The 24136-nt window shown below is 58.5% G+C and carries 27 protein-coding genes; 12 read left to right on the top strand and 15 right to left on the bottom strand.

The genetic code is table 11. From position 1 onward, the window contains the following. Window positions 1-10: 10 nt before the first annotated feature. Window positions 11-574, bottom strand: a complete 564-nt coding sequence (locus tag AC6BYQ_RS06475; RefSeq protein ID WP_197667310.1) for a DedA family protein — start codon at window positions 572-574, stop codon at window positions 11-13. Window positions 575-624: 50 nt separating this feature from the next. Continuing rightward, window positions 625-1302: a DJ-1/PfpI family protein gene (locus tag AC6BYQ_RS06470; protein ID WP_019453960.1), complete on the bottom strand. Its 678-nt coding sequence runs from the start codon at window positions 1300-1302 to the stop codon at window positions 625-627. Window positions 1303-1393: 91 nt separating this feature from the next. Between AC6BYQ_RS06470 and AC6BYQ_RS06465 the strand changes: the two genes are divergently transcribed. From AC6BYQ_RS06465 to pbpG, 3 genes are all read left to right on the top strand, one after another. Beyond that, window positions 1394-2338 carry a GlxA family transcriptional regulator gene (locus AC6BYQ_RS06465; RefSeq protein ID WP_498056528.1) on the top strand — a complete coding sequence of 315 codons (945 nt, stop codon included), beginning with the start codon at window positions 1394-1396 and terminating at the stop codon, window positions 2336-2338. A 45-nt stretch (window positions 2339-2383) separates the two neighbouring features. After that, complete coding sequence (locus AC6BYQ_RS06460) at window positions 2384-3487, top strand: adenosylhomocysteinase (protein ID WP_019453958.1); 1104 nt, start codon at window positions 2384-2386, stop codon at window positions 3485-3487. Between the two features lie 151 nt (window positions 3488-3638). Further along, complete coding sequence (gene pbpG / locus AC6BYQ_RS06455) at window positions 3639-4568, top strand: D-alanyl-D-alanine endopeptidase (protein ID WP_025160019.1); 930 nt, start codon at window positions 3639-3641, stop codon at window positions 4566-4568. A gap of 35 nt (window positions 4569-4603) precedes the next feature. Here the strand turns inward: pbpG and AC6BYQ_RS06450 are convergent, their stop codons facing one another. After that, window positions 4604-5059, bottom strand: coding sequence for a GNAT family N-acetyltransferase (locus AC6BYQ_RS06450; protein ID WP_019453956.1), 456 nt, complete (start codon window positions 5057-5059; stop codon window positions 4604-4606). 76 nt (window positions 5060-5135) lie between these two features. On the opposite strand from AC6BYQ_RS06450, the gene AC6BYQ_RS06445 reads away from it, so the two are divergent. From AC6BYQ_RS06445 to AC6BYQ_RS06425, 5 genes are all read left to right on the top strand, one after another. Further along, window positions 5136-5540 carry a VOC family protein gene (locus AC6BYQ_RS06445; protein ID WP_019453955.1) on the top strand — a complete coding sequence of 135 codons (405 nt, stop codon included), beginning with the start codon at window positions 5136-5138 and terminating at the stop codon, window positions 5538-5540. 116 nt (window positions 5541-5656) lie between these two features. Next, complete coding sequence (locus AC6BYQ_RS06440) at window positions 5657-6577, top strand: alpha/beta fold hydrolase (RefSeq protein WP_498056527.1); 921 nt, start codon at window positions 5657-5659, stop codon at window positions 6575-6577. 388 nt (window positions 6578-6965) lie between these two features. Then, on the top strand, window positions 6966-7751 hold the full coding sequence (locus tag AC6BYQ_RS06435; RefSeq protein ID WP_235049932.1) for a TauD/TfdA family dioxygenase: 786 nt from the start codon (window positions 6966-6968) through the stop codon (window positions 7749-7751). An 11-nt stretch (window positions 7752-7762) separates the two neighbouring features. Then, window positions 7763-8680 (top strand): AEC family transporter, encoded by a 918-nt coding sequence (locus tag AC6BYQ_RS06430; RefSeq protein WP_019453952.1) that lies wholly within the window; start codon window positions 7763-7765, stop codon window positions 8678-8680. 114 nt (window positions 8681-8794) lie between these two features. Beyond that, window positions 8795-9715: a DUF808 domain-containing protein gene (locus AC6BYQ_RS06425; RefSeq protein ID WP_498056526.1), complete on the top strand. Its 921-nt coding sequence runs from the start codon at window positions 8795-8797 to the stop codon at window positions 9713-9715. A 33-nt stretch (window positions 9716-9748) separates the two neighbouring features. Here AC6BYQ_RS06425 and AC6BYQ_RS06420 read toward each other — a convergent pair whose 3' ends face one another. The 7 genes from AC6BYQ_RS06420 to AC6BYQ_RS06390 form a co-directional block, all read right to left on the bottom strand. Continuing rightward, window positions 9749-9832, bottom strand: coding sequence for a small membrane protein YohP (locus AC6BYQ_RS06420; protein ID WP_016928643.1), 84 nt, complete (start codon window positions 9830-9832; stop codon window positions 9749-9751). 103 nt (window positions 9833-9935) lie between these two features. Next, window positions 9936-10475 carry a GNAT family N-acetyltransferase gene (locus AC6BYQ_RS06415; RefSeq protein WP_025160016.1) on the bottom strand — a complete coding sequence of 180 codons (540 nt, stop codon included), beginning with the start codon at window positions 10473-10475 and terminating at the stop codon, window positions 9936-9938. Window positions 10476-10789: 314 nt separating this feature from the next. Next, on the bottom strand, window positions 10790-11239 hold the full coding sequence (locus AC6BYQ_RS06410) for a type II toxin-antitoxin system PemK/MazF family toxin (protein WP_019453949.1): 450 nt from the start codon (window positions 11237-11239) through the stop codon (window positions 10790-10792). 152 nt (window positions 11240-11391) lie between these two features. Next, window positions 11392-12204 carry a MetQ/NlpA family lipoprotein gene (locus AC6BYQ_RS06405; RefSeq protein ID WP_019453948.1) on the bottom strand — a complete coding sequence of 271 codons (813 nt, stop codon included), beginning with the start codon at window positions 12202-12204 and terminating at the stop codon, window positions 11392-11394. A gap of 131 nt (window positions 12205-12335) precedes the next feature. Further along, the gene (locus AC6BYQ_RS06400) at window positions 12336-13178 is read right to left on the bottom strand and encodes a DUF1460 domain-containing protein (protein ID WP_498056525.1); all 843 of its coding nucleotides are present in this window, start codon (window positions 13176-13178) and stop codon (window positions 12336-12338) included. Between the two features lie 104 nt (window positions 13179-13282). Then, a complete protein-coding gene (locus AC6BYQ_RS06395) occupies window positions 13283-13825 on the bottom strand; it encodes a GNAT family N-acetyltransferase (RefSeq protein ID WP_019453946.1) in 543 nt (180 codons plus the stop codon). Continuing rightward, window positions 13822-14292 (bottom strand): acyltransferase, encoded by a 471-nt coding sequence (locus AC6BYQ_RS06390; RefSeq protein WP_019453945.1) that lies wholly within the window; start codon window positions 14290-14292, stop codon window positions 13822-13824. The genes AC6BYQ_RS06395 and AC6BYQ_RS06390 overlap by 4 nt, the downstream gene beginning before the upstream one ends. A 205-nt stretch (window positions 14293-14497) precedes the next feature. Here AC6BYQ_RS06390 and AC6BYQ_RS06385 point away from each other — a divergent pair, with 205 nt between their 5' ends. After that, window positions 14498-15088, top strand: coding sequence for a Yip1 family protein (locus AC6BYQ_RS06385; RefSeq protein ID WP_019453944.1), 591 nt, complete (start codon window positions 14498-14500; stop codon window positions 15086-15088). Between the two features lie 57 nt (window positions 15089-15145). On the opposite strand, the gene AC6BYQ_RS06380 is transcribed toward AC6BYQ_RS06385, so the two are convergent. Further along, a complete protein-coding gene (locus AC6BYQ_RS06380) occupies window positions 15146-15997 on the bottom strand; it encodes a DMT family transporter (RefSeq protein ID WP_198635653.1) in 852 nt (283 codons plus the stop codon). A gap of 615 nt (window positions 15998-16612) precedes the next feature. On the opposite strand from AC6BYQ_RS06380, the gene AC6BYQ_RS06375 reads away from it, so the two are divergent. Genes AC6BYQ_RS06375 through AC6BYQ_RS06365 form a run of 3 tightly spaced genes read left to right on the top strand, consistent with a single transcriptional unit; the run spans window position 16613 to window position 19306 of the window. Beyond that, window positions 16613-17329: an ABC transporter ATP-binding protein gene (locus AC6BYQ_RS06375; RefSeq protein WP_498056602.1), complete on the top strand. Its 717-nt coding sequence runs from the start codon at window positions 16613-16615 to the stop codon at window positions 17327-17329. A gap of 16 nt (window positions 17330-17345) precedes the next feature. Continuing rightward, complete coding sequence (locus AC6BYQ_RS06370) at window positions 17346-18302, top strand: ABC transporter substrate-binding protein (protein ID WP_498056524.1); 957 nt, start codon at window positions 17346-17348, stop codon at window positions 18300-18302. Then, on the top strand, window positions 18299-19306 hold the full coding sequence (locus AC6BYQ_RS06365) for a FecCD family ABC transporter permease (RefSeq protein WP_498056523.1): 1008 nt from the start codon (window positions 18299-18301) through the stop codon (window positions 19304-19306). Before AC6BYQ_RS06370 ends, AC6BYQ_RS06365 begins: the two co-directional genes overlap by 4 nt. 73 nt (window positions 19307-19379) lie before the next feature. On the opposite strand, the gene dld is transcribed toward AC6BYQ_RS06365, so the two are convergent. From dld to AC6BYQ_RS06345, 4 genes are all read right to left on the bottom strand, one after another. Beyond that, the gene (dld, locus tag AC6BYQ_RS06360; RefSeq protein ID WP_498056522.1) at window positions 19380-21086 is read right to left on the bottom strand and encodes a D-lactate dehydrogenase; all 1707 of its coding nucleotides are present in this window, start codon (window positions 21084-21086) and stop codon (window positions 19380-19382) included. 226 nt (window positions 21087-21312) lie between these two features. Next, on the bottom strand, window positions 21313-22134 hold the full coding sequence (locus AC6BYQ_RS06355) for an FIG domain-containing protein (RefSeq protein ID WP_498056521.1): 822 nt from the start codon (window positions 22132-22134) through the stop codon (window positions 21313-21315). A 122-nt stretch (window positions 22135-22256) separates the two neighbouring features. After that, window positions 22257-22799, bottom strand: coding sequence for an NUDIX hydrolase (locus AC6BYQ_RS06350; RefSeq protein WP_154746733.1), 543 nt, complete (start codon window positions 22797-22799; stop codon window positions 22257-22259). A gap of 113 nt (window positions 22800-22912) precedes the next feature. After that, the gene (locus AC6BYQ_RS06345; protein WP_154746734.1) at window positions 22913-24136 is read right to left on the bottom strand and encodes an aminotransferase class III-fold pyridoxal phosphate-dependent enzyme; all 1224 of its coding nucleotides are present in this window, start codon (window positions 24134-24136) and stop codon (window positions 22913-22915) included.

Genomic DNA, 24136 nt, shown 5'->3' with positions numbered 1-24136 from the left:
GTGCGCTTGCTCACTCCGCGTGGCGTTTGCGCCACCAGAAGCGCACCAGCAGAATGGCGGCGATCGCCAGGGCGACAAACAGCAGGCTGGAGAGTTTTTTGTCGAAGCCGGTAACGAAGCTTTCGATCGCCTGGCCGCCAAAATAGCCGAGCATGACGAAGATCGTCGCCCAGAGAATGGCGCCGAGGATGTTAAGCGGCACGAAGCGCGAGGGCGGCAGACGGCTGGCGCCGATCAGCACCGGGCCGATGATGCGGAAACCGTACATAAAGCGCACCCCGATAACGAACAGCATCGGGTGGCGGGCGATCAGCTTTCTGGCGCGCGCGATGCGCTTTTCCTGCCCTTTAAGGCGTGAGATCACCCGGCCTTCGAACCGGCGGCCGGTGAAGTACAGCAGCTGATCCCCCAGCGTGCCGCCGAGCGCCACCACCGCAATCACCCACGGCCAGTGCAGCAACCCTTCGTGGGCGGCGATGCCGCCCAGCAGCGTGATGGTCTCCCCCTCAGCCAGGCAGCCGATAAACAACGCCCAGTAGCCGTAGTCCGTAATGTAGTGGGCCAAATCGGTCATTCCTTACTCCTTATGTGACTGACGCATAAGGGCAAGTATACGCCCGATCGCTAGCCTTGGGCGATCTGGGCCACCAATGCTCTGCGCCGCTGCAGGCTTTCCGCCATCTGCGCCTGCACTCTGGCGTAAATATGCGGCGGGGCCAGCTCCGGCGTGCCGCCCGCGAACGGTGGCGCCGGGGCGTATTCCAGATAGAGCTGGATCATCTGGGCGGTGTCTTCGCCGTGCAGTTCGGCGATCAGCGCCAGCGCGAAGTCGATACCGGCGGTGACGCCGCCGCCGCTGATCACGTGGCCGTCGCGTTCCACGCGCGCTGCGCTCGGCACGGCACCGAACAGCTTCAGGCTGTCGCGCATCGACCAGTGGCAGGCGGCGCGTTTGCCTTGCAGCAGACCGGCGGCGGCCAGGATCAGCGAACCGGTGCATACCGAGGTCAGGTAGCGGGCATCGGCGCCCAGCCGACGGATCTGCTGCATGAACGCCTGATCCTGCAGCGCCTGCGTGCAGCCGCTGCCGCCCGGCACGCACAGCACGTCGCAGCGCGCGATCTCCGGCAGCGGGCGCAGCTGGGTGAAGTGCAAGCCTTCAGACTCGACATCCGCGCCGTCTACCGAGGCGACGATGATTTCCGCGCCCGGCATGTGGCGCAAAAACTGCAGCGGGCCGGTAAAGTCGAGCTGAGTGACGCCTTGATAGATGGGAAATACAATCACTAATGGTTCAGACATGATATTCGCCTCATTTTTATCGTTGGACCTGGGTCATAATAGCCGCCCTGTTTTTGGCTGATATGACAGATAACCCTCAAAAAGCGCCATCATGAAAACGATCGGTTTTGTGGTTTTTCCCGGTTTTAACCTGCTGGATTTTGCCGGGCCGCTGGCGGCGTTCGATAACGTCAACCAGTTCACTGACCCGCCGGCTTACCGCTGTGTGGCGATCTCGCCGCAGGGCGGCATGGTCGCCAGCTCGGCCGGGGTGGCGATCGCCACGCAGCCGTGCGGCGACGAGCGTTTTGATACGCTGGTGGTGGCCGGCGGCAGCGGCAATGTGATGGCGGCGCAGTCACCGGCGTTGGCGGCGTTTCTGACGGCCCACAGCCGGCGAGCGCGGCGCATCGCCAGCGTGTGCACCGGGGCGTTTATTCTGGCGGCCTGCGGTTTGCTGGACGGCAAACGCGCCACCACCCACTGGTATCACGCGGCGCGCTTGCAGCAGAACTACCCGCGCATTCGCGTCGACAGCAACCGCATTTTCATCCGTGACGGCGATATCTGGACTTCGGCGGGCATCAGCGCCGGTATCGATCTGGCGCTGGCGCTGATCGAGGACGATCTCGGCGCTACGATAGCGGCGGGCGTGGCGCGGCAGCTGGTGGTGTACCACCGTCGCCCCGGCGGGCAGTCGCAATATTCTCTGTTGCTGGCGTTGAATCCGCCGTCGGATCGCATGCGCGCCGCGCTGTCGTACGCGCGCGAGCACTTGCATCTGCCGCTGTCGGTGGCGGATCTGGCCGACGCCGCCTGCCTGAGCGAGCGGCAGTTCGGCCGGTTGTTCCGTGCTGAAACCGGGCAGACGCCGGCCAAGGTGATCGAGCAGCTGCGGGTCGAGGCGGCCAGGGTGCGCATCGAAGAGGGCGCCGAGCCGCTGGAAGCGATCGCCCGTTCGGTGGGGTTCAGCGATCCGGAACGCATGAGGCGGGCGTTTATCCGCGTATTTGGCCTGTCGCCGCAGGCGATCCGCCGGCTCGGCCGCGCGGTATAACTTTTTTGCCACGCCTGGCGGCGGGGCACACCAGAGGAGCAACGGATGTATCAGGATTTTGACAGTGAATTGAACTGGGCGATGCGCCATATGCCGCGCACCCGGGCGGCGGTGGCGGCACTGCCGGACCTGCACGGGGTGCGGCTGGCGTGCAATATGCACCTGGATCTGAAAATGGCGCCGCTGGTGGCCGGCCTGCTGGATAAGGGCGCGGCGATCTTCCTGACTACCTGCAATCCCACCACGGTGCAGAACGACGTGGTGGCCTGGCTGGAACGGCGGGGGGCGCAGGCCTATGCCTGGCGCGACATGAACGCCAGCGAGTGGTCGGAATCTTTCGATCGCGCGCTGGATTGGCAGCCGACCCACCTGTGCGAAATGGGGGCGGATCTGACCACCCGTCTGCACCAATCGCCGAACGGCCCGCAGATCGTCGCCGGGCTGGAAGCCACCGGATCGGGCATCAGCCGGTTAAACGGCGTGGCGCCGCGTTACCCGATCTTCAATTGGGACGATCTGCCGGTGAAAGAGGGGTTGCATAACCGGCACATGGTTGGGCTGACCGCCTGGCACACCTTCTTCCAGACCACCCATTTGACGCTGCACGAAAAGCGCGTGCTGGTGATCGGCTACGGCCTGGTCGGGCAGGGAACGGCGGCGGCGGCCAGGGCTTACGGCGGCCAGGTGATGGTGGCGGAAATCGACCCGGCGCGCGCGCTGCAGGCGCGTTATGACGGCTGGCAGGTGGTGGATCTGGCGAGCGCGGTCGCTCAGGCGGACGTTATCGCCACGGCGACCGGCGCGAAAAACGTGCTCTCGGCGCAGCATCTGCAACAGTCGCAGGACGGCGTGTTTATCCTCAACGTCGGCCACGTGGCGGAAGAGATCGACGTCGGCTTCCTGAAAAGCCTGCCGCACCACGAGCCGATGCCTTATGTAAATGCTTACCAACTCAATGAGAAGACGGTCTATTTGCTGGCCAATGGCTCGATGTTCAACCTGACCGCCGGCTATGGCGATAGCCTCAACGCCTTCGACGTGACGTTGGCGGTCATGGCGGCCGGCATCGGCCATATCGTCGGTGCAGGGGCGCGGCAAACGCCGGGGCTGTACCTGCTGCCGCAATCGGCGTGGCAGCCGGCGCTGTAACTTTTTCTACGCGGGCGCTCATCCCAGAGCGCCCGCGGGCTGTGCCGTTTTTCGGCCGACAGAATTTGTCACAAATCCGCCCTACAATCCCAGTGCCAAGCGCCGCACCCTCACATATAATTCGCTGAGTTCAAGCCCCCATTTCAGAGTAATGCCTGTGAAAATACGTGTTTTGGTTCTGACCCTGCTCGCTTTGCAGGCGGGCGCAGGCTTTGCGCCGCGCGCGCTGGCCAGCGACAACGCCGCCGCTCTGCACGCCACCCAGCCGGAGCTGGCTTCCGGCAGCGCGATGGTCGTCGATATGCAAACCCATAAAGTGATGTATGCGCGCAACCCGGATGAAGTGGTGCCGATCGCCTCGATTACCAAGCTGATGACCGCCATGGTCACGCTGGACGCACACCTGCCGCTCGACGAGATGTTGTCGGTGGATATCCACCAGACGCCGGAGATGAAAGGGGTCTATTCGCGGGTGCGGCTGAACAGCGAAATCAGCCGCAAGGATATGCTGCTGCTGGCGCTGATGTCGTCGGAAAACCGCGCCGCCGCCAGCCTGGCGCACCACTATCCGGGCGGCTACAACGCCTTTATCAAAGCGATGAACGCCAAGGCCAGGGCGCTCGGCATGACCAATACCCATTACGTCGAACCGACCGGGCTCTCTATCCACAACGTGTCGACGGCGCGCGATCTGACCAAGCTGCTGATCGCCACCAAGCAATATCCGTTGATCGGCCAGCTCAGCACCACCACCGAGCGCATGGCCAGCTTCAAGGATCCCAACTATACGCTGCCGTTCCGCAACACCAACCACCTGGTGTACAACCCGAAATGGAACATTCAGCTGACCAAGACCGGTTTCACCAATCAGGCGGGCCACTGCCTGGCGATGCGCACCGTGATCGGCAACCGTTCTGTGTCGCTGGTGGTGCTGGACGCCTTCGGCAAATATACCCACTTCGCCGACGCCAACCGGCTGCGCAGCTGGATTGAGACCGGCAAGGTGACGCCGATCCCGGCCGCCGCCCGCGACTATCGCCGCCAAAAAGACGCCAGCCTGGCGAAAAACGCCACCGAATGACCCCGCCTGGCGGCCTGCCCGTTGGCGGCAGGCCGCTATCGGCCCTCGGGCCGCCTGATGACAAATCCCCGCTCGCGATCGCCGTCGAACCCGGCTTTGAGATAAAGCTGATGCGCGCCGGTGCGTTGCTGCCCCGACAGCAGCATCACCTTGTAACAGCCCTTGCGCCAGGCCAGCTGCAGCGCGTATTCAATCATGGCGAGCGCCACGCCGTGGCCGCGATAGGGCTCCGCCGTCACCACGTGTTCGATGACACCGAACGGCTGTGCCTGGTGCGCCAGCCCTGGGATCAGCGCCATCATGCAGGTGGCGATCGGTTGTTCTTCCTTTGCCGCCACCACCAGACGGATCGCCGGATCGTCCAGCAGGCGCTGCAGGGCACGGCGCGCATCGTCGGTGCGCAGCGGCGCGTCCTGCGGACGCAGCTCGCGATACAGGGCCAACAGGCCGTTGAGATCGTCTGGCTGCGCCAGACGATGAATGATGCTCATGGTTGCTCCTTTCCGCCGCTTCAGCGGTAATCCGCTATCCTCCATTAATACCACAACGTTTGTCGGAGGGGATGTTATGAGTCAGGTGTCGACTTTTGTCATGTTCCAGGGAGAGGCGCAACAGGCGATCGACCTCTACAGCCAGGTGTTCGAGCGTTTTCGGCTCATGCAGGTGCAGCATTACGACCCGACGCCGGACGGCCGGCGGTTGATCAAGCATGCCACCATCGATTTCGACCGGCAGAACCTGGTGTTTATCGACAGCCCGATCAGCCATGACTTCAGCTTCACCCCGGCGGTGTCGCTGTTCATCAACTTGCCTAACGAAGAGGCGCTTGAACAGGCCTTTCACCGCCTGGCGGAAGGCGGCAAGGTGCTGATGCCGCTCGATGATTACGGCTTCAGTGCCCGTTTCGGTTGGCTGAACGATCGTTTCGGCCTCTCCTGGCAGCTCAATGTGCCGGCGGGCGATCTGCCCTGACGCCAGGGGCGTGCAAAAGGCATGGTAGTGCCTGCAGTTGTTTCATATGCTTACCCCCGTGGTGGCAGGGAATTCTGCCGTGGGCAATACCGACAACATTCATGGAAAGGTGCGCTTTGATTGATTTTGACCGCTATGTTGAGCAAGCGAAGTCTTACGGCGAGTGGCCGGGCGGGCACGTGGATATGTCGTCCGGTCGCGTTGAGGGATTGAGCTATCGCCTGTATCGGCAAACTGCCGCGAGTGAAGACGTGATGGTGGTGTATCACGGCGGCGGGGTTAACAGCGCTGCCGGGTATGACGTCCTGGCGCGCCAGTTGGCGGCCGAGCCAACGCTCGCGGTGTGCCTGGTCGATATTCGCGGACATGGCGATTCCGCCGGAGAGCGGGGAACGGTTGAGCGGCCTGAGCGTATTTGGCGCGATGTCGATGTCATCCTGGCGGAAATGCGCCTGCGTTTTCCGTTGGCGCGCAGGCACCTGCTTGGTCATTCCAGCGGCGCCGGGATGTTGCTCAACTACTTGACCCGTTATCCTTGCGAGCAGCAGGCGGATAGCCTGATCATGCTGGCGCCTGAGCTGGGGCCATTTTCCGGGATAGCCCGCGATCTGACGGCGGCGGCCCGTTTTGCTCAGGTGCGCCAATGGCCCTTTGTGGCCAATGCGCTCAGTGGTGGGCGATGGTTCGGGCAATCTCGGGCGGTCAGCCTGAATTTTCCCCCGGCCGTGCTGGCCACCTCCCCCGATTTTGTCTGCCAATACAGTGTCAATATGGCTAACGCGTTGACGCCGCGCGCCCCGGCAAAGCAATTGGCGGCGTTGCGATTACCGACTTTGCTGCTGGCGGCAGCCCAGGACGAGTTGTTCAATGCGCAATCGATGCAGCGCTTTGTCGAACAGCATGGCAGCGTGTATGTGGCATTTGGTTTGCTTGAGGGCAGTACGCATTTATCGTGCGTATTTGATGCCCATCGCCCGGTCCTTCAACATATTTCGCGTGCGTTCACGATCGCCTCCGATTGCGACGCACCTATTTAACTGCTTGTTTATTACACACTTCTTCTCCGTCATTAACTGGACGGAGGAGTAGTGATTGAGATCACGAAACTGGTTAATAAATCTTTATGATTTTGAATGCAAAATGTTAACATCCCGCCGCTTTCATTAGGCTTGCTAATGATATTCTTATTGTCAAGGAATGCTCAGGATGGATTACCAAAACGTCTTTCAATTGACGGATCAGGAACGAAACGAGTTATTTTCGGCATTAGATAAAATTGCTTACGATCCCGCTGGCGGCGATGCTTATATTCACGCCATACGCTCGACCATGATCACCCATTTGCCCCACAGATTAAGCGCCGCATTAAGCCAGCAAAAGGCGTCGATCAAACCACGGCCTTATCTTATTTTAAAAAATGTGCCGGTGGATAAAGAAGTGTTCTTTTCCCCTTGCCCGAACCAATATACGCCTTCGGCTAAATCCGGCAATATCAGCGAAAACCTGTTGGTCGGTATCTCTTCGCTCATCGGCGAACCCTATTCGATGTATTTCGAAGGGAAAGAACTGATCAATAATCTGATCCCTAAACGCGAAGCTAAAAAAGAATATACCGGTCTGGGATTCGATGTTGAACTGGACTTCCATATTGAAAATGCGGCCCTGAAACACCTGGAGCAGTTTAACGTTTCGCCGATGGGCCTGCTGTTGGCCGGCGTGCGCCGCGATCCGCACAGCCCGATGACGCGCATCTCCGACTCGCGTCTGGCGATCGCTCAACTGAGCCGCGAGGACGTCGAAACGCTGGCCAGCCCGCTGTACAGCATCAAGCTGCCGTACCGCTGGCGCCAATCCACTCAGGCCGGGCGTGAAGAAACCGCGCTGGTGCCGCTGATCTCGCAAAACCACGTGTTGCCAGATGTGAGCGCGGTCTTCTATCCCGGCATGATTGCGGCCAGCACGCCACGGGCGGAAGCCGCGCTGGAACGTTTCTATGGTCTGGTGAAAGAAAACGCCATCGGCATCGATATTTGCCCGGGCGATTTGGTTTACATCGACAATCGCTTTGCATTGCATTCGCGCGATAAGTTTACGCCTTCCTTCGATGAAAAAGATACGCCGTTGCGCTGGGTGCAACGGGTCTTCATTTCGGCAAGCTTGTGGAATCACCGCAACCTCAATCAGGTTGAAGAGCGTATTTTCTCGATTTAAGGTTATTATTCATGCTGAACGTTTTTCTTTCTATATTGCCGATTTTTTTGTTAATTGTGCTGGGCTATTTGTCAAAGCTTTATGTTAAAGATGTCGCCGTTTTTTGGGGCTTTTCTGACAAATTCGTTTATTACCTGTTTTTTCCGGCGCTGTTGATATTGGATATCAGCGAAGCGGACTTTAGCGGCGCGGACAGCTTCTATCCCGTTGTGGCGACCATTATTTCCACATTGGCCATTGCGTTGATTATTTTCGTTGGCAAGCTGTTTTTCAATACATCGGCGGATCTGTTTACCTCCATTTTTCAGGGGGGAGTCAGGTATAACTCTTATGTGTTCATCGCGCTGTCGCAATCGCTGTTCGGCAGTGAGGGGGTGGCGCTGTCCGGCTTCTTCGTGGCGTACATGATCATTCTGACCAACATCATGAGCGTGTTGGTGATGAACCACTACGGCACCGGCAGTAAGAAAAGCCTGAGCGGCGCGCTGCTGGCGCTGACGAAGAACCCGCTGATCATCGGCGCGTTGTTCGGGGTGTTGATGAATCTGTGCAACCTGCATATCACCGGTGCGCTAAAACAGCTGTTCGTTTATCTCTCCAACGCCGCCACGCCGCTGAGCCTGATGTCGGTCGGTGCAGGGTTGATCGTCAGCATGCATATCCGCAAATTGGTTTCCATCTCTTATGCGACCGTGCTGAAATTGGTGGCCATGCCGCTGATTACCATCGCGCTGGTGCACTATTTTGGCGCCACCGGCGTGCCCGCCAGCATCGCCATTCTCTATTCCGCTGTGCCTTGCGCCGGCAACGCCTATATTCTGGCGCGGCAAATGGGGGGCGACCATGAAGCGATGGCTTCCATCATCACCTGGACGACGCTGCTGTCGGTCATTACCGTCACCTTCATTCTGGGCAGCGTAGCGCTGTAACGCCGGCGCCGGGCGGCAAGCGCCCGCCCGGCGTTTCCGATATCCTCCCATATCCTTTCATCACGCTTTACCGCTATGCTAAACGGATAGTGAATGTGAAAAGGATGAATCATTTTGGCAGGAAGTAGCTTACTTACCCTTATCGACGACATCGCTTCGTTGCTGGACGATGTCTCTTTAATGACCAAGATGGCGGCCAAAAAAACCGCCGGTGTGCTGGGGGACGATCTGGCGCTCAACGCGCAGCAGGTGACCGGCGTTAAAGCCGATCGCGAGCTGCCGGTGGTGTGGAGCGTTGCCAAAGGGTCGCTGATCAACAAGGCGATCCTGGTGCCGTTGGCACTCTTGATCAGCGCCTTCGCGCCCTGGGCGATTACGCCGTTGCTGATGGTGGGCGGCGCCTACCTATGCTACGAAGGGTTCGAAAAGGTGTTCCACAGCCTGAGCCCCGGCAAGCCGGCGCAGGAGGATAAATCCGACGGGCCCGGCGCCAATGAGGACGCTGCAGCTTATGAGAAGCGCAAGGTGAAAGGGGCGATACGTACCGACTTTGTGCTCTCCGCCGAGATTATCGCCATCACGCTGGGCACCGTCGCCGGCGCCACCTTCAGCCAGCAGGTGATCGTCTTGTGCGGCATCGCCGTCGTGATGACGCTCGGCGTGTACGGCATCGTCGCCGGCATCGTCAGGCTGGACGATCTGGGGTTGTATCTGAGCCGCAAAGGCAGCGCGTTGGCGCGCTCCCTCGGCGGCGGCATCGTGCGCGCCGCGCCTTATTTGATGAAAACGCTGTCGATCGTCGGCACCGTCGCCATGTTTATGGTCGGCGGCGGCATCCTGACCCACGGTTTGCCGCCGGTACATCATCTGTTCGAAGACTGGGCCTCGTACACCACCGTGGTGCCGACGTTTGGCCATATTCTGCAGGGTGTGGTTCCGGCGCTGTTGAACGTGGCGTTCGGTCTGGTGGCCGGCGGCATAGTGCTGGCGGTGGTGTCGGCGCTGGGCGCAACGCGCGCGCGTTTCAAGGCATGATGAAAAGTCTCGCCCCGGGAGGGGCGAGGCGTTTTAAAAAATCAGTTTGAGAACGCCGGTAATCGTCAACAAACCCACGATAAAGATGATGGCGACAATCCACAGAATAATTTTCATTTGATTCTCCCTTACCCGTTAAATGTGGCGCGCGGTTGGCGCTAACTCAATGAAATCATTCTTCACTATAGACGCTATCTCCCCATCGCGCGTCGCCATGCATTCAAGGATGCTGTTTATCACCCGCGCCCAGCGCGCGCTGCATGATGTGGGTGTCGCGCCACTCCCCCAGCTTGAACCCTACCGCTTTTAACGTCCCGACGCTGGTGAAGCCGAGCGACTGGTGCAGTGCCAGCGAGCCGCGGTTGGCGGCGGAGTCGCCGACGATCGCCAGCATCTGGCGCCAGGGGCCTTGCTCGCAGCGGGCGATCAGCGCGCTCAGAAGTGTTTTGCCGACGCCTTTACCCTGTTGCCCCTCGGCGATGTATACCGAGTCTTCTACGGTAAAGCGGTAAGCCGGCCGGGGGCGATACGGCGTGGCATAGCAGTAGCCCACAATACGGCCTTCGCTTTTCGCCACCAGCCAGGGCAGGCCGGCTTCCTGCACCTTGCTCAGCCGCAGCTGCATTTCCGCCAACGTCGGCGGCTGTTCTTCAAACGAAGCCGCGCCTGTCAGCACGTGGTGGGTGTAAATACGCAGCACGGCGACCATATCGTCCGGCGTGGCGTCGAGGAGGCTGAGTGCGGGGGCTAAGAGCGTCATGGCGGGTCTGTTTACCTTGAAAATCAGCGGATAAACGGCATTATGCGCGCCGCCCGCCGTCGGGGTAAATCGGGTTTTGTTATGGTGAGATAAGACAACCCTATGGGAACGTTCGCCGCGCATCGGTCAGGGTAGAAAGGCTGAGGGGGCAAGAGCGGAAAGATAAGAAATCAGTGGGCGCTTGATAGGCAAAAGCCCAGCTTGGTGGCTGGGCTTCGCAGGTCCCTGAAAGGGAGGGTATAGCATAAGGGCCTTTATCGGCTACGGCGACAATTTCACCTGATTTGTCTGTTTTGTCAACAACAGCGTACTGGTCAGAACAGCATATTGCGGGCATTGATCGACTTAATGACGGCGCGTTGGATGTCAGCAACAAGCTCGCGTGACAGACACTGGGTAAGAAAACCTCTCTCTTTACGGGCTCTGCTCAGCCGTTGACGGCTGACTTGCTGCACCAGATCGCCCTTTGCCCAACGCGTTTGCGGATGAAAGAATCTCATATCTTCGATGAGTTCTCGTGTGATCTCTATGTGCAACCCTTGTTGGATCTTATTCGAATCTCTGGTGGTCGACAGCGGTACGATAATGCAGGCATTGCCGTTAATTTTGCCATTTAACACAACAACTAAACGGTTCTTCACCATTTCTGGCGGAATGTGGCCATCATAAAAGCCGGCTTCATGCGGTTGGCAGAGTGATAGTGGGTAGTTGCCATAGTTGCACTCAAGAATTTCCCCGACCTTGGGGGAAAATTTGATCGGCATCGATACACTCCTTTGTTGCGAACAATCCGTGTTATGGAGGAATGAGCATGCGGGCGTTTTGCGTTGAGAGAAAGGTGTGGCGTAAGGAAACGGCAAATGAAAGTGAAAAATTGCGGATTCGTACGCAGAATCCGCCTTGATGGTGGCCGAATTTACCAGCCTTTCACCGCGCCGCCGTTGAAGATTTTCTCGGCGGCCTTGGCCACTTCGTCCGACTCATAGGCCTTGATGAAGTTCTGCACGTTCGGCGCGTCCTTATTGTCTTCGCGGGTGACGATGATGTTGGTGTACGGCGAGTTTTTATCCTCGATGAAAATGCCGTCTTTGGTCGGCGTCAGGCCGGTTTGATTGATGTAGGTGGTGCTGATAACGGCGACGGTGACCTTCGGATCGTCCAGCACGTGCGGCAGCTGCGCGCCTTCCAGCTCCATGATCTGGTAATGATGCGGGTTGGCACTGATGTCCAGGGCGGTGGGCAGCAGCCCCTTGCCTTGTTTCAGGGTAATCAGGCCGGTTTTTTCCAGCAGCAGCAGGGCGCGCCCCAGGTTGGTCGGATCGAGCGGAATAGCGATCACCGCGCCGTCCGGCAGCTCTTTGAGCGATTTTATCTTTTTGGAGTAGCCGGCCATCGGGAAGACGAAGGTGTTACCGACCGCTACCAGCTTATAGCCGTGATCTTTGTTTTGCTGTTCGAGGAACGGGCGGTGCTGGAACACGTTGGCGTCCAGTTCGCCTTTGTCGGTGGCGTCGTTCGGCAGCAGCGAACCGCTAAAACCCACCAGCTCGACCTCCAGCCCGTATTTTTCTTTCGCCACCTGTCTGGCGACCTCCGCCACGTCCTGTTCCGCGCCGTTGATGACGCCGACTTTGATATGGTTTTGGTCGGTTTTTTGATCGCAGCCCTGAAGCGCCAATACGGCGGCGAAGGCCGCCGCCAGAGGGGTGATACGCCAGCGTAAGGTCATCGAAGTCTCCCTGAAAAGAACAATAAAATCAGTTGTTTTTTGTTCTTACAGCTAAGCCTGAACTGCCGATGAAGTCAAACGCTCGTTCAGCATAAACGGCTATAGCTTATAGCCGTTATGCGGCGGGGGGATTATCGGCTGAGCGAACGCAGCACCACGATGCCCGGCGTAGCCATCACGTAATCCATAAAGGGCGAATCGACCACCTGCATGTTGGCCTTGCGCGAGGAGGCGTTGCGCAGCACCGGGCCGTTGTCGGTCATCACGTAGATGCCGGTGTGGGTGACATCCAGCCCGTCCAGGTTGGTGTAAATGCCGATATAATCGCCGGTGCGCAGTTGGGCCAGCACCTTGTCGTCGATGTTGTCGCTGGGGATATAGGTCACGCTGCGCTGTACGTTGGGCAAACCGGGCAGGTAGCTGCTGCCGTCCGCCTTCTGGTTGAGGTTTTTCACGAGGGTGACGGCGTGCGGGCTGAGCTGCGCGGTGATGTCTTCGGCCACCTTGTGCGGCCGCTGCGCCCAGTCTGTGAAGAAGTGCTTGCGCTGCGGGAAGGCGATTTTGCCGTCGACGTAGCGGATGTCTATCAGCCGCTGTACGAACTCGCCCTCGCTGCGGGCGGTGCTGAGCGCTTCCACATAATCGATGTAGGTGAAGCAATCCAGCCCGCGGAAGTCGATCACCAGCTGCTCGGGCGTGTTCTGCGAGCCGACCAGGCGATTGGCGAGATAGGGGGTGGCGAGAAACTCGCGCGAAATCAAATCGACGGTGCGGCCATGTGGCTGAGCGGCGGGCCAACCGGCGCGCAGCGCGAGGATCTCACGCAGCTTGCTGCGGGTGCTGGCGTCCATCTCCGGCTGCACGCTCGGCGGCGCAACGGTGACGTCAGGCGGCGGCGTGGCCGGGGTGGGGCGCTCGGCGCATCCGCTCATGGCGATAGCTAACATCAGTAAAACAACCTTGTTCTTGTTCATACGGCCCTCCATGGGTGTCGCTGGGTTATCATAGTAAGTGATAACAGTTCTCATCCGATGGTAGGGGTTAAAAAGTAAACATAACCTCAATGAGGCCCGATAAATCAGTAACCGATTTCGTTATTGAACGGCAAATACCAGAACAGTGCGATCTCGTGATCGGCGATCTCCGGCTCGGCGCGATACAGTAAACGATCGATGCCGCCGAGGATAAACCCGTAATGCTGGTAGCAGCGGCAGGCCGCCAGATTGTTGTTCTGCGTTTCGAGCATCATACCTGAGGTTTCCTGCAGCCGTGCCCACTGTTTGGCGCAGTCCAACAGCGCCCCGGCGATGCCCTGACGGCGCGCGTGAGCGCTGACGGCGATCTCATCGATCAGGGTGTAACCGTTCCAGTTTTTGCTCAGCGTGATATGGCCAACGGCTTCGTTCTGGCGATACGCCAGAAAGGTGACGCTGTCGTCGTTGGCGAGCGGCGCCAGCGGATACTGTTTGCGAAACGGCGCGACCGGGCGGGTTGGCCAGCTGTCGACCGGGCTGTCGAACTGCGGCAGGGCGTAGCTGGCGACGGTAAAGCTGAAATCGCCGCAGGCCAAATAATCGGCGGGCAACGCCTCAATGGCCGTGATGCGGATGGCCGGGTTCATGACGGCAGCTCCCGCAGCAGGCGCGCCGGGTTGCCGGCATAGATCCCCTTGCGGGTGATATCGCGGGTCACGACCGCCCCGGCGCCGATCACCGCGCCACTGCAGATCTCCACCGCCAAGACCGTGGCGCCGGAGCCGATGGACACCCGATCGCCGATGCGCGTGCGCCCCCAGCTGGCCGGATCGGCATTGGGCGCACCGTCTTTGAACAGATCGTTGGCGAAGGTGACGCCGTGGCCGACAAAGCACTCTTCGCCGAGCGTGACGTATTCGCAGATAAAGCTGTGCGACTGAATTTTACTGCGCGCGCCAATGCTGACGTGGCGCTGGATCTCGACGAACGGGCCGACGAAGACATCGTCGCCGAGCCGGCAGCCGTACAGATTGCAGGGCTCGACAACGGTGACGTTACGCCCGGCGTCGACGTCGACGATCCCCGCCTGGCGGGTGGTGATAACGGATGGCATAACCTTCCTCACAGTCTGGATTTGATGGGGGGAGTATAAGACAAAGCGCCGCGGCGTTGCGCTTTCCGCACGTTTTTTCGCCGAAAGACTATAATTAGTACAGGGGAGAGAGCCCCGTGGCCGCAATCCTCGCACGGGTAGCTGTCCGTCGGAGGTGTGAAATTCGTTCGCCGATCGCGGCCTACGGCGAGATAGGAGGTGTCTCATGGTCAGTCATGTTTGGGGACTTCTGGCGCATCCCAGCGCCGAGTTCGAACAGATCAAAAGCGAGAATGAAAGCGTCTCGCACCTATACACCCATCACGTGTTGCTCTTGGCAGCAATCCCGGTGGTCTGCGCCTTTATCGGCACCACCCAGTTGGGCTGGCTCTCCGGCGAGGGACATGCTATCAGGCTCGACATGTTTACCGCGTTTTATACCGCCGTGGCGTTCTACCTGCTGATGCTGGCGGGCGTAGCGGCCATGGGGAAAGTCATTCACTGGATGGCGCGGCGTTATGAATCGCGCCCAAGTCTGCACCGCTGCATGGTGTTCGCCGGCTACGTGGCGACCCCGATGTTCCTCAGCGGGGTGGTGGCGCTTTATCCGGTCGTCTGGCTGTGTCTGTTTGTCGGCATTATCGGCCTGTGCTATTCGGGCTATCTGCTGAATCTGGGGATCCCGCACTTCCTGAATATCGACAGTAAGGAAGGGTTCATCTTCTCCAGCTCGACCTTCGCTATCGGCATCCTGCTGCTCGAGCTGCTGCTTGGGGTGACGGTGCTGCTGTGGGGGTACGGTTCCTGGTTGTTCTGAGTTAACGGTAGTTGTTGTCGCCCCCGCGCCGGTGGAACGGCGCGGGGGCTTTTGCTTTTATGCGCGGCGGAAAACCAGCATCACGCCGAGCACGATGCCCGCCATGCCCAGCAGGCTCAGCGCGGCTAACGCGTGGCCGAGCAGCAGGTAATCCAGCAGGGCGGTGACCGCCGGGATCAGATAGAACAGGCTGGTGACCTGCACCAGGTTGCCGCGCTGGATCAGGCGATACAGCAGGAAAGTCGCCAGCACCGAGATCACCACCGCCATCCACAGCAGCGGCAGCACGAACTCAGGCCGCCATTCGACCCGCAGCGGCTCAAACGGCAGCGCCAACGCACACATCAACAGACCGATAGCATACTGCAGCGGCAAGACCGCCAGCGGCGGCTGGGCCATGCCCTTTTGCAGCAGGGTGCCGGCGGTCATGCAGCCCAGAGCGATAAAGGCGAACAGCATGCCGCTCGGCGAGAAGTTGGCCACCATCAGGCTTTGGTACACCACCAGCGTCAGCCCGGCCAACGCCAGCGCCAACCCGCAGGCGCGCAGCCCGGCACAACGCCTTTCGGTGATGAACTGGGTGAGGATCGGCTGTACGCCGAGCAGCGTCGCCAGCACCCCGGGCGTAATGCCCTGTTCCAGCGCCAGCAGATAACAGATCTGATAGCCGCCGATCATCAGCACGCCGATCAGCGCGACGCGTCGACGGGTGCCGGGGGCGGGCAGGCACTGGCGCCGCCACAGGCCGATAGCCAACAGCACCGCCAGTGCGATGGCGCAGCGGAAGAACAGAAAAGCGAAGGCGGAGGCGTGCTCCAGCCCCCAACGGGAGAAAATAGCGCCGCTGCTCCAAAGCAGGACGAACAGCGTAGCCAGGCCGGCATTGGCCCAGAGAGAAGGTAATCGCATATCAATTTCACCTGTCGTGAAAATTACAGGCTCCGGCGCGCGCGGCGGTCTACGCCTGAACGCAACAGATCAACATAAGCCGGAGGTAAAAAGTCGGTTTGGCTTAGCGCACGACCACAATGCGTGGCGGGTAAGCGGCAACCGCTGAAACGACAGAGGAAACGGCGGGTGGAGCGGAGGAAGCACACAGCAAAACGACGGCCGGGGCGGTCGCGTTGGTGGGATCTATGCTGTGCGCAAAGTGAGTCATTTAGCTTCCTGCACATCGGGAATGAAATTAACCGTTTCAAACATAACCAAGTTCGCCGTGGGACGCAATCGTAAATCGCAGGCACTTTAATGATAATGAAAATCATTATCATTAATTAAAGGATATGTTATGTTGCTTTAACGGCGCAATTTTGACGCAAAAGCAAGCCGCAGCGGAGTGGATACCCTGTTCCGGCTTGCGCGCTGAGTGCGTATGGCAAGAGACGTTGCGATTCGCTTTTGCAGAGGGCGGGCAATCGTGATAGAAATAATGATATGTTATAATATAACAAATAATGCATGATGAACCCAATTCACGACATCCTCCACGTTGATGGGGTGAGCCTGACCGGTCACGGCGGGGCATTGATACTCGACAACATTCATTTCGCGCTCCGCCCCGGTGAGAAGCTGGCGGTGATCGGCCCTAACGGCAGCGGCAAGTCGAGCCTGTTACGCACCCTGATCGGCGAAACGCGGCCGGACAGCGGCGGCATTTACTGGCGCGGGCGCGCCTTGTCAAACTGGCCGGCGGCGGAGCGCGCCAAAAGCATCGCCTTTCTGGCGCAAAACGATCTGCCGGATTTGCGGCTGTCGGTTGAGGATTACGTGGCGTTGGGCCGTTTACCGCATGGCGAACGCTCTGCGACGGGAAAGCGCATCGTTGACCAGGCCATCGAAGAAACCGGGCTGGGGCCGCTCAGGCGCCACCCGCTGGGGCGGCTCTCGGGCGGCCAGCGTCAGCGCGCTGCGCTGGCCCGGGCGTTGGCGCAGTCTCCCGACCTGTTGCTGCTGGATGAACCGACCAATCACCTCGATCCGCCCGGGCGCTCGGCGCTGCTGTCGTTAGTAAAAAATAAAGATATTGCCGTGATTGCGGTGCTGCACGATCTGCCCGTGGCGGAGGCGTTTGCCGATCGGATCCTGGTGCTCAACGAAAGCCGCCAGGTGGCCTGCGGTTCGCCCGAGGCGGTGTTGCAAACGCCGGTGATTTTGCCGGTGTTCGGCATGCAAAGTTTCAATGTAGCGCATCCCGTCAGCGGGAAAACGCTGCGTATTTTTGACGTTCCCCATTGCGCTTGATAAACCAGAGAGAAACATGAACACACGCGTATTCATCCTGCTTATGCTGCTGGCCGCCAGGTCGGCGGCGGCCGAAAGTTTTCCCGTCACCGTAGACAGCTGCGGTACGCCGGTCACCTTTAACCAGGCACCGCAGCGCGCCGTTATCAACGATATCAACATGGCTGAGATGGCCTTTGCGCTCCACCTGCAGGATCGGATCGTCGGGCTGACCGGCATCACCGGTTGGTACAAACTGGCGCCTGGCTTCAAGGCGGCGATGGGCGCGATTCCCGAACTGGCACCGAAATATCCCGCTTTGGAAACGTTGCTGGCGGCGCAGCCGGATTTCTTCTTCGCCGGCTGGAATTACGGCATGAAGATCGGCGGCGACGTCACGCCGGAGAAGCTCGCCCCGTTCGGCATCAAAACGCTGGTGCTGAGCGAGAGCTGCGTACAGGCCGGTGGCCGGCCGCAGAAGGCAGATATGAACCTGCTGTATGACGACGAGCTGAAGCTCGGCAAGATTTTCGGCAAGCAGCGAGAGGCCGCCGCGTTGGTTGAGGGCTGGCAGCGCCGGTTAGCTGCGCTTCCCGCCAGGCCGGCGGGGCAGGCGCCGCTCAAGGTGTTCGTCTATGACTCGGGAGAGGAGAAACCTTTCACCAGCGGCAGATACGCCATGCCGACGGCGATCATCGAGGCGGCGGGGGGCCGCAACGTGATGGACGGTTTGCCGGCGAGCTGGACGACGGCGTCCTGGGAGGCGGTGGCGGCGGCAGAGCCCGACTTCATCATTCTGCTGGATTATCAGACCGGGTCAGGCGCCGATGCGCTGCGGCGTTTCCTCGAGTCTCATCCGTTGATGAAATTGACGCCCGCGGTACAGCATCATCGTTATCTGAAACTGCAGTATGCGGAGCTGACCCCGGGGCCGGCCAACATCGGCGCGGTTGAAAAGCTGGCGCGGGCGCTGTACGCGCCGGCTAGTGAATGAACTCGCCGACCGGGCGGTTTATGCTGCTCGCGCCGTTGGCGTCGTTGGCATTGTGCGGGTTAATGATCTGGAGCCTGCAGCTGGGCAGCGTCGTACTGTCATGGCGGCAAACGATGGCGGCATTGGGGCTTTCATCTGCGCCCCTCTCCGGCATGTTGGACACCATCGTCGTGCAGTTGCGCGTGCCCAGGGCCCTGTTGGCGGCGCTGACCGGCGCCGGGCTGGCGATGACCGGCGCACTGCTGCAGACCACCACCCGCAACGAACTGGCCGATCCTTTTCTGTTTGGGCTCTCCTCCGGCGCTTCCGCCGGGGCGGTGCTGGTCATCACGCGCTTCGGCGATGCGTTGGGCGCGCTGACGTTGCCGCTGTCCGCTTTCGTCGGCGGCATTCTGTCCGCGATGGCGGTGATGATCCTGTTTCGCGTCAGCCGGGTCAGGCGCGCCGATCAGCTCATCGTCTGCGGCCTGGCGGTCTCGTTTTTGTTCAGCGCGCTCACCAGCTACCTGGTGTTTTCCGGCGATCAGCGAGCGGCCGGCTCGGTGTTGTTCTGGTCGCTCGGCGGATTGGGGCTGGCGCGTTGGGATAACCTGGTCATTCCGCTGGCGAGTTTCGTGCTGCTGGCCGGGTTTACGGCGCTGCGTTGGCGGGCGCTGGACTCGCTGCTGGCGGGCGAGCAAACCGCCCACTCGATGGGGGTCAACGTGGCGCGCCTGCGCACCGAGACCTTTCTGTGCTGCGCGCTGTCTACGGCGTTCCTCGTATCGCTGACGGGGGTGATCGGTTTTGTCGGGCTGATGGTGCCTTATCTGGCCCGGCGCCTGGTGGGCGTGCGCCACCGTTTGTCCGTGCCGATGTGCGGCCTGCTGGGGGCGATGCTGCTGACCGGCGGCGACATGCTCAGCCGCAGCCTGATCCCCAATCAGGAACTGCCCATCGGCATCATTACGGCGGGGCTGGGGGGCGCGTTCATCGTCTCCTTGCTGCTGCGTGCAGAGCGGTGAGCGCCACCCTGCGCAGGTAACGTTGTTTATCGAAGGCCCGCGCCGGGTGCGGCGGCAGGCCGGGGTACGCCGTTTAGCGGGGGCCTTCGGCCCAGCCCTTGCGTTTGCTGGTTTTGCCGATGCCTGGGTTGAAGCTGTTGGTCGGATCGGCGGTGCGGTAGAACGCCTGCAGATCCGGTTTGGCGTGGTAGAGATGGCCGACGTTATGCTCCGCCGGATATTCGGCGCCGCGCCGGTTGAGGATTTCGAGCATCTTTTCTTTCAGCGCGTGGCTGTCGACGCCTTTTTTCACCACGTAATCCTGGTGGAACACGTGGCACATAAAGTGGCCGTAATACAGCTTGTGCACCAGTTGGCTATCGATCTCCGGCGGCAACGTTTCGAACCAGTCGGTGTCGTTACGGCGCAGGGCGATGTCCAGCGCCAGAATATCCTCCACCTTGTCGGCGTGCACCGCGTGGTAGCGCACGGCGGCGCCGGCGGCGGCGAAGCGGTGCAGGAAAGCCTTTTTGCCCTCGTCAGGCGTGCAGGCGAAGAAGGCGCCTTCGGCCTGGGCGAAATAGTCGGTCAGGTAGCGCTGGGCCTCTTCCACGCCGGGGCCGGCCATCTTCAGCAGCAGATGGTGTTCGAAACGTTCACGGTATTCCTTCATGCGTTTCGGCAGGTGGCTCGGCGCCAGATGGCTCAGGCCCTGCATCAGCCGGTCGGTCAGGTTGTGCGGCAGCAGCGGCAGCTTGTTGAGGCTGGCGTCCATGCGGCCTTTCAGGGTGAAGAAGCGCGGCATCTGATCGGTGCCGAGCTTGTCGATCATCATAAAGGTGTCTTTGCCGTAGACCTCGGCGATGTCGAAGATATCGCGGTGCATGTATTCACCGGCCACCGGCAGGTTGTCGAACCGGCTCAGCATGTGGCGGCGCAGTTCGGTCAGCACCGCGGTGTCGTTGGTGCCGATATAGAACACCTGCTCTTTGCCTTCCTTCTCGAAGGTGTCGAGCCGCACCGCGAACACCGCCAGCTTGCCGGCGCAGCCGGAGGCTTCGTACAGACGGCGTTTATCGGCGTTGAAGCGGGAAGGGGTGTCGGCGTCGACGTCACGCACCCGGCTGGCGTACTCGTTATCCGAGGCGCGCAGCTCGCCGAATTCGACGTCCTCCGGGCGGTAATCGCCTTTTTCCAGCCGGGTGAGGATCTCTTCAGGCGTGTCGCCGAGGCGGATGCCCAGATGGTTCACCAGGCGCAGCTGGCCGTCTTCACCCAATTGAGCGTACAGCGCCATTTCGGTATAGGCCGGGCCGCGTTTCACCAGCGAGCCGCCGGAGTTGTTGCACACGCCGCCGATCACCGACGCGCCGATACAGGAGGAGCCGATCACCGAATGCGGCTCGCGGCCGTAAGGCTTGAGCAATTTTTCGAGGTGATGCAGGGTGCTGCCGGGAAAACCAACCACCTGCTTACCGTTATCCAGCACCTGAATATGATCGAGGCGCAGGGTGCTGACGATGACGATATCGCGATCATAGTCGTTGCCGCTGGGGGTTGAACCTTCGGTCAGGCCGGTGTTGGCGGCCTGCATGATGACGATTTTGTCGGCGGCCACGCTGGCCTGCAGAATGCGCCACAGCTGCAGCAGGCTGGTGGGAAACACCACCGCCAGCGCCTGGCCTTCGCCGGAGCGGAAGCCCTTGCGATACCGTTCGGTGTTGCGATCGCCGGTCAACAGCTGCGGGCCGCCGACGATGTCTTTAAGCTGGTTGAGAAATGCCTGATTGCCTGACTGCATGCTGCCTGTCTCCCTGTCATCTCCGCTGTTTTAGCTACGGCGCCGAAGTGGCGTATGGCAATAATATGTCAATGGCGGCGCTTCAGGGGAAGCGTTTTTACTTTTGGTCGGCGGTCAGATTGCTTATCAGCAACGTTAGTTTGGCGTAGGAGAGCGGCGATATCGTTCCTGGGTGGGATCCCCGCAGGGCGTGCGCAAAATCGGGGTTCTGCGGGGAACCTGCTGCTCAAGCCTGTAACAGATTAATGAGATCTTTGGCCAAATGTGCATTTTTGGCCGTTAACAAATTACCGCTTGTTAATATTCCTTGCTGGTTGCCATTGAGATCCATAACGGTGAAGCCGGCTTCTCTGGCACAAATAATGATGGCCGCACTGTCCCAAGGTTTCATTATCGTATCAATCGCCGCATCCGACGAACCATTGAATACGGATACATGCTGGATACAATCCCCTGAGAACTTAAACAGTTTCGCACTTTCTAGCACAGCAATGAGATTCCAGGGGGTGTCGCCGTTCTCAAGCCATGTCGAGGTGCCATGGATGCCTGATGCCGTTATTGTCGCTTGTTCTACCCGTATCGCTTCGGCCCGATCCGCATCAGTGAACAATCTCCTGACACTATTGTCACCCGTATGGATAAAGCACCCTTCATTTTTACCGGCATACACTAAGGTATTGATTGCAGGTAAACCTATGGTGCCAATCACCGGCTCTCCTTCTTTGACTAAAGCAATGAGAGAGCCATATACCGGGATGCCTAACTTATACCAGGTCGTGCCGTCTATGGGATCTATCAGCCAATATAACTGACAGTCATTGGCAATCTCACAGCCTAACTCCTCGCCATAAACGGGGATATCAGGGGTTAATGCCTGTAGTCTCTCCCTTATATACGCCTCAGTTTCAATATCGGCCTCACTGACAATGCTGAAATCCTTCTTTTCAAAAAACGTCACTTCATTTTTTTTGCCTTCAATTATTGAGAAGGAGGACAAGGCGATCTCTTTAACTTTTTGTAATAAACCGCTGAATTCCAATTTGCTCACTATTCCATTCCATATCAATTAGTTAGTGGTAACGCGGCCCGTAAAAGTGCCCTCGAAAAGGCACTTGAGAAATACCACGAAAGGCGAAAAAGGGGCCTGACGCCCCAAAATATACCGATTGGCTAAGATAACAGCATGGTTTTTTCTGCCATGCGTACCACGGCAGGATCGTCGGTGATGGATTTGACTTCACTAATGGGTATCCATTCCAATTTCGTCGATTCTTTGGAAAGCGCGGTTTCGGCGTGTTTATCTGCGATCAAACACAGGGTGATATCATAATGAAGATGGGCTGCGGTTTTAGGGTTTTCAGGTATTGAATGTATGTCGATATCAATCACAAAGGCCCCATCAGCCGCTATGTTCTGGATACCGCTTTCTTCCTGCGCCTCTCTTAGGCAGGCGTCTAAAAATGTTTTATCGCTGCGCTCGATGTGCCCACCCAGTTGGAACCATCGATTTAACTTTGCATGCAGTGTCAGCAATACTTTAGTCTTATCATGATTTAATACCCAGGCGGATGCCGTAAAATGCCCAAGTTTAGAGGTTTCAAATAATACATCATCTCGGCTTTGCAGAATACTCAACATATTCAGCTTGTGCTCTTGCTCTTTCTCATAGTCGGTTTGGTAGTTTTTCAATAAACTGTAAATTTCATTTTTCATAGCGTCAAGCTCACTTTGAATTAAAATGATGTCACCAATAAAACATTAAAATGCATCATAATAGATGTCTTAAACAGGGGGAAATAGCCGATGCTTAGCGACTAAGGCGTTAACTACATGGCGGCTAGCCAGTTTTTTGCCGCTTTATGGGCCAGTGAAAATAGCTCGTCATGATTCAGGTTACTATGAGCCAGACTGACAAAGGAGTTGTGCCCCTCCATAATCAGCAAACCATTCCGCATAAGCTCACTCTTCAAGCGGCCCCTCAACATAACGTCATTGACCAGCTCTTGACTAAACACCAGATCAAAAAGGGCGTTATTGAAAAGTGGTTTAGCGATCAATAGATTATCGGTTCCGGCTTCTTTAAAGGCGGAATTCAACGTCGTCACGATGGCTCCACCGGCTTGTGAAATCAGATTATAGCCATCGCACTCTTTCATGATTTCCGCCACGGCAAGGGCCGCATGGGGGGAAAGTATTTCTTTGGTGTGTGTTCCACCAATACGCGCTTCGCGGTAGATGGCAATGCTGTCAGGTTTCCCGATCAGAACAGCAAGAGGCAAGCCATTTCCTATCGCCTTACCTAATACCACATAATCAGGATCGAAATCTGGATGGTTCGCCAAGTAACCGCCAGGGTTGGTTCTTCCCGCTGTTTTCGTTTCATCCAACAGTATTTTTATGCCATAAGTCTTGCACATTTCTATTGCAGACTTAATCTTCTCTTCGGGGAAGAACGCCAGTTGATACACGTCCAGTGCAAATATGGCAATGTCGTTTCCATGTTCCTGAAGCAGTTTATCCAACTCAGACAGGTCGCCATTAATCCAGTTGAAAACGGCCTCTTCACCAGTGACACCGCGCATGCCTTTTACATAACGTAAATCGTTTCTTTTGGCGCTGCCCAAGGCTTCATGCCAGCTCGGCGACATATAGAGCTGGGCGTCATGCCATCCCAAGAAACCGCACCTCAGGATCTTTTTACGCTCGGTTTCCATCATTGCGCAGCGGAACGATGCCGTTACGGCCTCAGAGCTGGTTTTAAATAAGGAGATAACTTTGGAGCCGACATAGACACTTTCAAACAGGTCGGATAGCAGGCTGTGTACCTCGCCGAACCCAGGGAAAGACAATCCCAAACAGAGAGCATCACTCAATTTTTTATTAAAACCAGGATGGCTGTGTCCCAATATAACGGGGCCTATGCCTAAAACGAAATCCAGATACTCATTGCCGCGAGTATCTTCGATTCGGTATCCTTTTCCCTTTCTAAATTGAATAGGGTGCCCGTTTGCATCTAAAAGTCTGTCACTGCCCACTAATGGTGAAAACAT

The organism is Serratia sp. LTN-2 (genome assembly GCF_059740205.1).
The sequence above is the reverse complement of the archived record's forward strand: the minus strand, read 5'-3'. Positions and strand labels throughout refer to the sequence as shown.